We start from the raw sequence: 9875 nt of genomic DNA, 5'->3' as shown, positions 1-9875 counted from the left end.
AGGTCAAGCAGGCCCTGATGAACACGCTGAAGCCGGACGTGGGGCAAAGTCAAACTTTGTGAAAGTCACGCTTTCGAAGCTTGTATGCCGTTCAATGCTTGCGCTCTGTATCGCGTGGAGGCTGGCGAAGCCGCGCTCAATCCCGCTCTCTCCCAATCCAGCCCTTGCTTCGAAACCAGATCAGCAGCCCAACCGCGATCATCGCCATGAGTATCAGGATCGCCGGATAGCCGTAGCGCCAGCCAAGCTCCGGCATTGAAAGCGGTCCGGCAGCCGGATCGAAGTTCATCCCATAGACGCCGACGATGAAAGTCAGCGGGATGAAGATCGTTGCGATGATGGTCAGGACCTTGATCACCTCGTTCATCCGATTGCTGACGCTGGAGAGATGGATATCGACCAGGCCAGAGCATATTTCGCGATAGGTCTCGATCATGTCGATCAGCTGGATCGCATGATCGTGGCAGTCGCGCAGGTAGACCAGCGTTTGACTGTCGATCAGGGGCGAGTCCTCGCGCAGCAGCGCATTGACCATATCGCGCAGGGGCCACAAGGCGCGGCGGGCCGTCAGGAGGTTGCGCTTCAGTTCATGGATGCGGGCGATCTGCCGGTTTCCGGGCTGTGCAATCACATCGTCCTCCAGTTCCTCCACTTGCTCGCCATACGCCTCAAGGATCGGAAAGAAGGCGTCGATCGCCGCATCGATCAGCGCGTAGGCCAGATAGTCTGCGCCGCGTCGACGGATCTGACCGCCGGCATTGCGCAGCCGGTGGCGCACCGGGTCGAAACTGTCGCCTGGACGCTCCTGGAACGTCACGACGAAGTCGCGCCCCAGTGCCATGGTCACTTGCTCTGTCTCCAGTCTGACCGGGGTCGTGTCCAGCGTGGGCGGAGGCTCCACCGGCATGCGCAGGACAATGAAGAGGTAGCCGTCATAGGTTTCGACCTTGGGGCGCTGGTGCAGGTTCACGATGTCTTCCAGCGCCAGCGGATGCAGCCCGAACGCCTTGCCGATGTGCTGAAGCGTGGGGATGTCCCCCAGCCCGTCGACATTGATCCAGCGGACGCCCGGAGCCGGCACAGATGCGGCCAGGTCGATGAGGGCCGCGGACGCGGTTTCTTCAAAGCTGTCCGCACCGTAGGCAAGCGTCTGGATCTGCGGATGCACGGCCTCCGGCGCCACGGTCAAAGTTCCGGGTGCGGCACCCGGTGGGGTCCGGCGGCGATGTCTGTTCCGATGCGTTCTTGGGTGGCTCAAGCTGTGTCTCGATTCAGTTGCAGGTCAGACCTTGGCAAGATGGATGTCGTGCAGCAGAGCATGCCTCACGCTTTCCACGATGAGACTAACCTGGCGGCGGGAGCCACCAGGTAATTGACGAGCGGGATCGTTGTGAAGCCGAGCGCAAGTCCGAAGAGGCCGTCCAGACTGGCGGTCACTGTCCACTCAACGACGGCGCCTGCAGTGCCGACCAGTCGCACTGCAACCGCCGGCAGAACATGGATCTGGTGGCTTATCGCGCCCCAAACCAGCACTTCCAGGCCATGGATCACGATCGATCCGCCAACCCACAGCATCGCGGCCGTGCCGATCGCGGATATCACTGCCACCACGGAGGGCATCGCCTTCACGATCCCCACGCCAAGGGAGCGTGTGACCGGGCATTGCCCGACCTGCGCCAGTTGCAGACCGAAATCATCTGCTTTGACCAGAATGGCGACGCTGCCGTAGACGAGAAACGTTATGCCGATGGCGACCAACGCGAGGGCCGATCCCGTAACCCAGAGGCTGTCGGATGTGATCTGCGCCAACGCGATGGTCATGATCTCGGCAGAGAGGATGAAGTCCGTCTTGATCGCCCCCGCGACACGGTCGGCCTCCAGGTGCGCGGCGTGGAGCGTTTCGGGCGTGGGTCCGTGATCGGCCTCGGGGCGGATCAGATGCAGAATCTTCTCCGCCGCTTCGAAACACAGATAGGTACCACCCAGCATCAGAAGGGGCGTCAGAAGCCAGGGCGCGAACACGGACAGCAGCATCGCCGCAGGCAGCAGGATGACCAGCTTATTGAAGATCGACCCGCGCGCGATCTTCCAGACCATCGGTAGCTCGCGCGCGGCGGGCAGGTTCTGGACGTATTTGGGGGTCACTGCGGCGTCATCAATGACGACGCCGAGCGATTTCGTGCCGGCTTTTGCGGCGTCATCGATCACCGACCCGGCGATTTTTCACGCCCGCTCGGGAGGCCTGAGACGCGACATCGTCGATGTGAACAGCCGCGAGCTTGGCAAGCGCGGCTATGTCGTCGAGCAGTGAAAGCAGGCCGCTCATTCGCTATGCTCCCAAGCGACTTCGTGATGACTACCAGCGTGTTTGCCGAAGGATCCCCCAAAGATGATGTCGTGTTCTGCTCTCCTTCGTCGAGCACCAGCATGAGCTCCGATTGGCCACCGCACCTGGATGGTGCCCGGATTGCGGTCGGGAGCCTCAAGAGAAGGCAGAACCCCGCCCCTCTCGTCGTCAGACAGCGGAGTAGCTGGCATAGACCTCGGTCGATCCGTCGCGCTGGATCAGAAATACCTCGTAGGATTCACGTTCGCTTTCCGGCCCCATGCCTGGCGAGCCATAGGGCATCCCCGGCACGGCAAGTCCGACGGCGTCCGGACGCTCGTCCAGCAGACGGCGGATATCAGCAGGCGGAACATGTCCTTCGATCATGTAGCCCGCAATCCTGCCGGACCCATGGCCTGCGGGATACCGTTGTCGAGCTTGTACTGCGCGAGCGCCGCTCCCCCGCTCTCCTCGACCGTCACATCGAATCCATCGGACTGCAGGATCTCGACCCAGGCCGAGCAACATCCGCAGCTGGGATCCCTGAGCACGTGAAGACCAGGTCTGGCCTCGGCCCCGGCAGGCAACGCGGCCGTCACCGAAACAGCGCACGCGCCAAGTACGAAACCCCGGCGAGAAACAATCAATCGCATCGTGGATCCTTTTCTTCACGCAAGGTCATCGCGGCAACCAGCATAGTCTTCAAACCGTCCGTACCCCGCATTCTTCTTTGATAGCTTACTCACACGCCTCATCCAACTGAGTCGCAATCGTCACTCGTACACGGAAGGTTGAGCCGTAGCGCATCGATCGCGCCCGGGCTTCTCTTGACCTTCCACTGACTGGAAGCCCCATCTTCAGGGCTAACCAGATGCTCGGGGAGACTCTCATGCAATTCCAGATCGACAACATGGCGTGCGGCGGCTGTGCCAAGAGCGTCACCAAGGCGATCCACTCGGTTGATCCGCAGGCAAAGGTCGACATTGCCCTCAACCTGAAACGCGTCACCGTGGAGTCGGGTGCTGATCAATCCGCCGTGGCGGCCGTGCTCCAAGACGCCGGATTTCCGCCGCGCCGCGCGGCGTGATGTCCTGCCGGCTGTCGGTGACGATGCAAGGAGGAACGCGCTGATGGCCCGCGGGTTGTAAGCACTGGCAGAGCTGTTTCCCCGGATGGACGAGTATCGATGAAAAGGTCTGCGTGGAGTTGGAGAATGGGATTGGCAGCGTTACTGACGCTGGCCTTCGTGCTCGTCTGGCCGCCCGTCGACCATGGGTCTGCAGTATCCGTTAATGACGGGGTGCAGGCAGGAACGCATGGCCACCACGCGAATATCGAAGAGAACGACCAGATCCGGTATCTCAATGTCCAGTTGGATGCCGACTGCGCCGCTTCTGCGATCGGCTGTTGCATGATGGCCCATTGCTGTCCGGGCATTTCGGTCGGACCGCAAGACCTGCCCTTGATTGTCTGCGATGACGGGGCGACTGCTGCATCAGCTGTCCGTGGCACCGGCAGCGATCCGGGGATGGTGCTGCCGCCGCCCCGACGTATGCCTGTCTGATCGCCAATGAAATTAACACAATCAGGAAAACTCAAGATGAACATCGCAAAGACGATCCTAGGAGCGGCTGTCGCCGCAACCGCCTTCTCGGCGCCCGCTTTGGCGCAGGACGCGGAATTCCAGCTCCCCGAGCAGTGCACGACAGCTTCCGCCGCAGGCGGCATGGACCATTCGGCCATGGGCCACGGTGGCATGCACGGCAATCAGGGCGGCGGCATGGGCGCCGGCATGATGGAGATGATGGGCATGGGAGGCATGGACCTCGAAAGCATGCCCGAGCATGTGCAGGAGAACATGCGCAAGATGATGATCACCATGGCGGCCATGCACGAAGGCATGATGATGGAGGATGCCGACGTGGCCTTCGCCTGTGGAATGATCGCCCACCATCAGGGCGCCATCGACATGGCTGAGGTTTTGCTCGAGCACGGCGACGATCCGCAGATGCGCGCGCTTGCCGAGGAGATCATCGCGGCGCAGGGCCCCGAGATCGAGCGGATGACCACTTGGCTGGCTGAGAACGCCAACTGAGACCCGGATGGCCGCGCGGTTCAGCCGCGCGGCCAATTCCGTTTGTCACTTCGAAATCTCTTGAGCTTCCAGTGACCGGAACCCCTATATTGGGGGGGGGCAGGGTCAGGAGATGCGCCATGAACATCGGGACAGCCGCCAGGCAATCGTGCCTGCCGCCCAAGACGATCCGCTACTACGAGGAGATCGGTCTGCTGACCGCCGACCGGGCTGCCAACGGGAACCGCGACTATTCCAACGAGGACGTCCACCGGCTGCGCTTCGTCCAACGGTCCCGCAGCCTCGGGTTTTCAGTCGAGGAATGTCGGCAGCTGCTCTCCCTCTATACCGACCGCGACCGCGCCAGCGCGGATGTGAAGGCGATCGCCACCGAGAAGCTTGGCGAGATCGACCGGAAGATCGCGGAACTGACCGGGTTGCGGGAGATCCTCGGGCATCTTGTCGAGAAATGTCACGGCGACCTCCGCCCGGACTGCCCGATCATCGACGGGCTCTCGGGAAGGTCGCGCGACCACTAGGAGTCAGGAGATCGGAACGATGATGGGCGACGGCATGATGTGGGGAATGGGGCTGTGGGGCGTCATGGTCGCCATTCTCGTGGTGCTCGTCGTTGCGGCACTGGTCAAATACGTCTTCTTTCGCTGATGGCTGGGTCGTGGCGCCGACAGGGGCACCGGATGCCGGTCAAACCGCTCTTGCCCGGTCGGCATCTGTTGCCTGCATTCTCCCTGCTGATCGGGCTCATGCCGGTTCCGGCTGCGGCGTTCCTCCACGCTTCCGAGACGAACACCGACTCCGGCCGCGCGCTTTACGTCGAGCACTGCGCAGTCTGCCACGGCGTCGATCTCGAGGGACAGCCCGACTGGCGCAGCCCTGACGCCAACGGCTTTTATCCGGCGCCGCCACATGACGAGACGGGCCACACCTGGCATCATGATGATGCCATGCTCATCGACTACATCGCCCGAGGCGGTCAGGCCGTTCTGGACGACATGGGCGTGACCTTCACGTCGGGCATGCCGGGCTTCGGCTCCGTGCTGGACCAAGGCGAGATCGAAGCCATCCTGGACTACATCAAGTCAACGTGGCCCGAACACATTCGCGACGCGCAAGCGCAGCGGTCCAACGCGGCCGCAGATTGACGATCTCCCGACACCTTTCAGACCTTCTGAAAGAGCCCGAAATGGAACCGCTGCACGCTGCCCCACGGTGTGCGGTGTTCGTGGCTCAGCGATCTGACGAGCCGATATCCGCTACCAAGCCGTTCCGAAAGCAGGGCCGCATCATAGCGCGCGACCGGCAGACCGCTGCACGACGTCGGACCATCGAGCGCGAACGTTCCGATGATGGCGTGGCCGCCGGGGACAAGGGCCCGATCCATGACCCGCAGATAGGCGTCCTGATCGGAAGCCTCGGTCAGGAAATGGAACGCAGCCCGATCATGCCAGACGTCGAAGCGGCCGGAGGGCTGCCAGTGCAGGACGTTCGCCACCACACATCGACGATGGCCGCGTCCTTGCCCACGCCTTTCTCCGCTATGAGGTCGAGCGATACCTGCGGACGGTCCTCGAACCAGCTTGTCTCGGCCTCCTCCTTGCTTCGGTAGACGCTTTCCCAGCGGTTCGGTTCTTCGGACATCGTCAGCCCTTCACAGCTCGATCCGCCGCAGTCGCAGCGCGTTCGTGATCACCGACACCGACGACAGGCTCATCGCCGCCGCCGCGATCATTGGGGACAGCACCATCCCCGTGAGCGGGTAGAGCAGCCCCGCCGCGACCGGCACCCCGAGAGTGTTGTAGGCGAAGGCGAAGAACAGGTTCTGCTTGATGTTGCGCAGGGTGGCGCGGGCCAGCTTGCGCGCCCGGACGATGCCCATCAGGTCGCCGCCGAGCAGGGTGATACCGGCGCTTTCCATCGCCACATCGGCCCCCGTGCCCATGGCGCTGCCGACATCGGCGGCAGCGAGCGCGGGCGCGTCGTTCACCCCATCGCCCGCCATCGCGATCTTGTGGCCGTCGCGGCGCAACTGGTCGATCAGATCCTTCTTGGCTTCGGGCAGGACGCCGGCGCGCACCTCGTCGATTCCGAGCTTGCCCGCCACCGCCCGCGCCGTGCGCTCGTTGTCGCCGGTCTCCATGATCACCCGCAGCCCCTGGGCATGAAGTTCCCTGATGGCCTGCGCGGTGGAGTCCTTTATCGGGTCGGCCACTGCGACGATGCCAACGAGCGCGCTATCGACCGCGATGAACATGGCCGTCTTCCCCTCGGCGCGCAGCGTGTCCGCCTTCACCTCGGCCGCACCCGTGTACAGCCCCATCTCCCGCATCATCGCGGCATTTCCAAGCGCCACCGCGCGTCCCCCGACACTGCCACGCACGCCCTTGCCGGTGACGGCGTCGAAGTCGGTCGCTTCCAGACGCGGGGCGCCCTGCGCTTCCGCCCCTTCGACGATCGCCTCCGCCAGCGGGTGCTCCGAGCCACGCTCGAGCGCTGCGGCGAGCGACAGCAGGTCGGTCTCGCTGATGTCCGCAACCGCCACGGTGTCCGTCAGCTTCGGCTTGCCCATGGTCAGCGCGCCGGTCTTGTCCACGATCAGCGTGTCGACGGCCGCCATGCGCTCCAGTGCCTCGGCGTCCTTGATCAACACGCCCGCCTGTGCGCCGCGTCCCGCCGCCGTGGTGATGGAGATCGGCGTCGCGAGTCCGAGCGCACAGGGAAAGGCAATGATGAGGACCGAAACGGCGGATGCTATGGCGAAGACCAGCGCAGGTTCGGGGCCGACGGTCAGCCAGACGACGAAGGCTATTACGGCGATGATTACCACCGTCGGCACGAACACCGCCGAAACAGGGTCGGCCAGACCCTGGATCGGCGCGCGGGACCGGCGTGCGTTCGACACCAGGGCCACGATCTGCGCCAGCACGCTGTCGGAGCCGACCTTGCCCGCCTCGATCACCAGAGAGCCGTTCTTGTTGATCGTGGCATCGGTCACGGCATCGCCCGGACCCTTTTCGACCGGCATCGACTCGCTGGTCAGCATGCTTTCATCGAGCGACGAGCGGCCGATCCCACACCGTCGACCGGGACCGCGTCGCCCGGGCGCATGCGCAGCCTGTCCCCCTCCATGATGTTTTCAAGCGGTGCGTCATACTCCGTGCCATCGGGCAGGATGCGACGGGCCGTCTTGGGCGCCAGATCCAGCAGCGCGCGGAGCGCATCGCCGGTGCGCTCGCGTGCGCGCAATTCCAGCACCTGACCCACGAAGACCAAGGTCACGATCACGACCGCCGCCTCGAAATAGGTGCCGACACCGTGGCCCATCCGCTACTGTTCGGGAAAGACGCCCGGCATAAACGTGGCGACGATAGAATAGAGGTAGGCAGCCCCCACGCCGAGACTGATCAGCGTCCACATGTTGGGCTGCGGTTCACCACCGAATCCCAACCACGCCTGAAAAATGGCAGCGCCGCCGAAAGGATTATCGGCGTGGCCAGCACGAACTCGAGATAGCTGGCGGTCTGGTGTCCAATCCAGTCGCGCACCGGCAGCGCCACCAGTTCATCCATCGTCAGAATGACGAGCGGCAGCGCGGCCGCGGCCGAAATCCACATCCGCCGTGTGAAGTCGGTCAGTTCCTCGCTGGGCTCGTCGGACGGGACCATCGGCTCCAGCGCCATGCCGCAGATCGGGCAGGCCCCCGGCGCGTCGCGGACGATCTCGGGATGCATCGGACAGGTGTACTGGACGTTGGCCGGAGCAGCCTTCTTCCGCCCGGCGGCCCGGCCCAAGGCGTAGAACCACAGATCCGCCTCGAACTTCGTCTGGGACTTCTCGGAGCAGAAATGGAAAGTCTCGGCCTTGAACTCGGCGTGACGCCCATCGGGTTTGACTGCGACCGTCATCCCGCAGACTGGGTCCTTTGCCGTTTCAGTCCCCGCCGGGATGTCGGGCGCCGCGTGATGATGATCATGCTCCATGGTCTGCCAGCCTTTCGATGTCTTGTTTCAACTTGCACCTTCCAGAGACTTGAAGCTCAAGCTCTTTTTTAGTGCTGGTCGTGAGCGCTTCCCGGACCGGATTGCGCGCCAGGAACACCCGGACGAACAGGAACACGAGCGCCATGCCGATGATGCCGACCACGACGATGAGCGGGTCCGACTGCCACTTCATTGCGGCGAAGGCGGCCAACACCACGGCATCGAGGGCGATGGCCGTCAGCAACACCCCGCCTCGCGCGCCGATTTCCTCGCGCAGATGCCGGAACACGCCGAAGTGGATGATCATGTCCATCACCAGGTAGAAGAAAGCCCCGAGCGAGGCGATGCGGCTGAGGTCGAAGAAGACTGTCAGGAAGCCCGCGATCACGACGGTGTAGACGAGCGTGTGTTCCTTGATCGTGCCTGGCATTCCGAAATGGCTGTGCGGGATCATCTTCATGTCAGTGAGAATCGCCAGCATCCGCGAGACCGCGAATACGCTGGCGATCAGACCCGACGCCGTGGCCACCAGCGCCAGCGCCACCGTCAGGTAGAAACCGGTCTGACCGAGGGCGGGCTCGGCCGCTTCGGCCAGCGCGTAGTCCTTCGCCGCCACGATACGGTCGAGCGGCAGGCTGGAGCCGACCGCGAAGGCCACCAGCAGATAGACGACGACGCAGATGGCGATCGACCAGATGATGGCCCGGCCCACGTTGCGGTGCGGGTCGGTGACCTCGGCGCCGCTGTTGGTGATGGTGGTGAAGCCCTTGAACGCCAGGATCGACAGCGCAACCGATGCCACGAACCCTGTGGCTGCAAAATCATCACCCGTCGCCTCGAACGAGATGCCGCTTGCCCAAAGACCCGCTGCGCCGAACAGCGCGATGCCGCCCACCTTGAGCACGGCCATTATGATGGAGAACAGCCCGACCGACCGGGTGCCCGAGGCGTTCACGAGATAGGCGAAGACGATCAGCCCGACACCGAGAATGGGCACCAGAATGCTGTCCGGATCGCCGCCGAACGCCCGCAGTGTGTAGGTTCCGAAGGTGCGCGCGACAAGGCTCTCATTGATGACCATCGACAGCGCCATCAGCAGGGCGGCCCCGGCCGCGACCGTCGTGGGTCCGTAGGCCTTCTTCAGGATCATCCCGATGCCGCCCGCGGAGGGATAGGCGTTCGACATCTTGATGTAGGTGTAGGCGCTGAAGGCGGTCACGATGGCGCCGACGACGAACGAGAGCGGAAAGAGCGGCCCGGCGAGCTCGGCGATCTGGCCGGTCAGCGCGAAGATGCCCGCGCCGATCATCACGCCGGTGCCCATGGCCACTGCGCCAGGCAGCGTAATGCTGTTCTTCTCGTAGTCGCTTTTCGTCATCGATTTTCCTTTTCAGGCGCATGTCGCACCGCCGCCCAAGAATGCTGTAATGCCGTAATGCTGGCACAGGCCCGAGCCCGAACACCAACCATGTCCCCT

Annotated in this window: 8 protein-coding genes and 3 pseudogenes; 5 read left to right on the top strand and 6 right to left on the bottom strand. The window is 63.5% G+C overall.

What is annotated here, in order from left to right:
• Positions 1-136 precede the first annotated feature (136 nt).
• The 3 genes and pseudogenes from corA to IM708_RS19190 form a co-directional block, all read right to left on the bottom strand.
• A complete protein-coding gene (gene corA / locus IM708_RS19200) occupies positions 137-1183 on the bottom strand; it encodes a magnesium/cobalt transporter CorA (protein ID WP_209428178.1) in 1047 nt (348 codons plus the stop codon).
• Between the two features lie 140 nt (positions 1184-1323).
• Positions 1324-2326, bottom strand: a pseudogene (locus IM708_RS19195) (DUF808 domain-containing protein).
• A gap of 189 nt (positions 2327-2515) precedes the next feature.
• Positions 2516-2979: pseudogene (locus IM708_RS19190) on the bottom strand (DUF411 domain-containing protein).
• A 236-nt stretch (positions 2980-3215) separates the two neighbouring features.
• On the opposite strand from IM708_RS19190, the gene IM708_RS19185 reads away from it, so the two are divergent.
• The 5 genes from IM708_RS19185 to IM708_RS19165 all read left to right on the top strand — a co-directional run bounded on the left by IM708_RS19185 (position 3216) and on the right by IM708_RS19165 (position 5563).
• Entirely contained in the window at positions 3216-3413 is a 198-nt protein-coding gene (locus IM708_RS19185) for a heavy-metal-associated domain-containing protein (RefSeq protein ID WP_209428177.1), read from the top strand.
• Between the two features lie 126 nt (positions 3414-3539).
• The gene (locus tag IM708_RS19180) at positions 3540-3890 is read left to right on the top strand and encodes a hypothetical protein (RefSeq protein ID WP_209428176.1); all 351 of its coding nucleotides are present in this window, start codon (positions 3540-3542) and stop codon (positions 3888-3890) included.
• A gap of 36 nt (positions 3891-3926) precedes the next feature.
• Entirely contained in the window at positions 3927-4421 is a 495-nt protein-coding gene (locus tag IM708_RS19175; protein ID WP_209428174.1) for a DUF305 domain-containing protein, read from the top strand.
• Positions 4422-4540: 119 nt separating this feature from the next.
• A complete protein-coding gene (gene cueR / locus IM708_RS19170) occupies positions 4541-4939 on the top strand; it encodes a Cu(I)-responsive transcriptional regulator (RefSeq protein ID WP_209428173.1) in 399 nt (132 codons plus the stop codon).
• 159 nt (positions 4940-5098) lie between these two features.
• Positions 5099-5563, top strand: a complete 465-nt coding sequence (locus IM708_RS19165) for a cytochrome c (RefSeq protein WP_209428172.1) — start codon at positions 5099-5101, stop codon at positions 5561-5563.
• A gap of 17 nt (positions 5564-5580) precedes the next feature.
• Here the strand turns inward: IM708_RS19165 and IM708_RS19160 are convergent, their stop codons facing one another.
• The 3 genes and pseudogenes from IM708_RS19160 to IM708_RS19150 all read right to left on the bottom strand — a co-directional run bounded on the left by IM708_RS19160 (position 5581) and on the right by IM708_RS19150 (position 9776).
• The gene (locus IM708_RS19160; protein WP_209428171.1) at positions 5581-5913 is read right to left on the bottom strand and encodes a class I SAM-dependent methyltransferase; all 333 of its coding nucleotides are present in this window, start codon (positions 5911-5913) and stop codon (positions 5581-5583) included.
• A gap of 156 nt (positions 5914-6069) precedes the next feature.
• Positions 6070-8398 (bottom strand): annotated as a pseudogene (locus IM708_RS19155) (heavy metal translocating P-type ATPase).
• Positions 8388-9776: an APC family permease gene (locus tag IM708_RS19150; RefSeq protein ID WP_209428170.1), complete on the bottom strand. Its 1389-nt coding sequence runs from the start codon at positions 9774-9776 to the stop codon at positions 8388-8390. The pseudogene IM708_RS19155 and the gene IM708_RS19150 overlap by 11 nt, the downstream one beginning before the upstream one ends.
• Positions 9777-9875: the final 99 nt, after the last annotated feature.

The organism is Pararhodobacter sp. SW119, assembly GCF_017811755.1.
GTDB lineage: Bacteria > Pseudomonadota > Alphaproteobacteria > Rhodobacterales > Rhodobacteraceae > Pararhodobacter.
The sequence above is the reverse complement of the archived record's forward strand: the minus strand, read 5'-3'. Positions and strand labels throughout refer to the sequence as shown.

What these genes read in the sequence shown, in the direction of transcription:
- IM708_RS19185 (WP_209428177.1), top strand. Translation starts at nt 3,216, where the DNA reads ATGCAATTCCAGATCGACAACATGGCGTGCGGCGGCTGTGCCAAGAGC.
- IM708_RS19180 (WP_209428176.1), top strand. Translation starts at nt 3,540, where the DNA reads ATGGGATTGGCAGCGTTACTGACGCTGGCCTTCGTGCTCGTCTGGCCG.
- IM708_RS19175 (WP_209428174.1), top strand. Translation starts at nt 3,927, where the DNA reads ATGAACATCGCAAAGACGATCCTAGGAGCGGCTGTCGCCGCAACCGCC.
- cueR (WP_209428173.1), top strand. Translation starts at nt 4,541, where the DNA reads ATGAACATCGGGACAGCCGCCAGGCAATCGTGCCTGCCGCCCAAGACG.
- IM708_RS19165 (WP_209428172.1), top strand. Translation starts at nt 5,099, where the DNA reads ATGCCGGTCAAACCGCTCTTGCCCGGTCGGCATCTGTTGCCTGCATTC.
- IM708_RS19150 (WP_209428170.1), bottom strand. Translation starts at nt 9,776, where the DNA reads ATGACGAAAAGCGACTACGAGAAGAACAGCATTACGCTGCCTGGCGCA.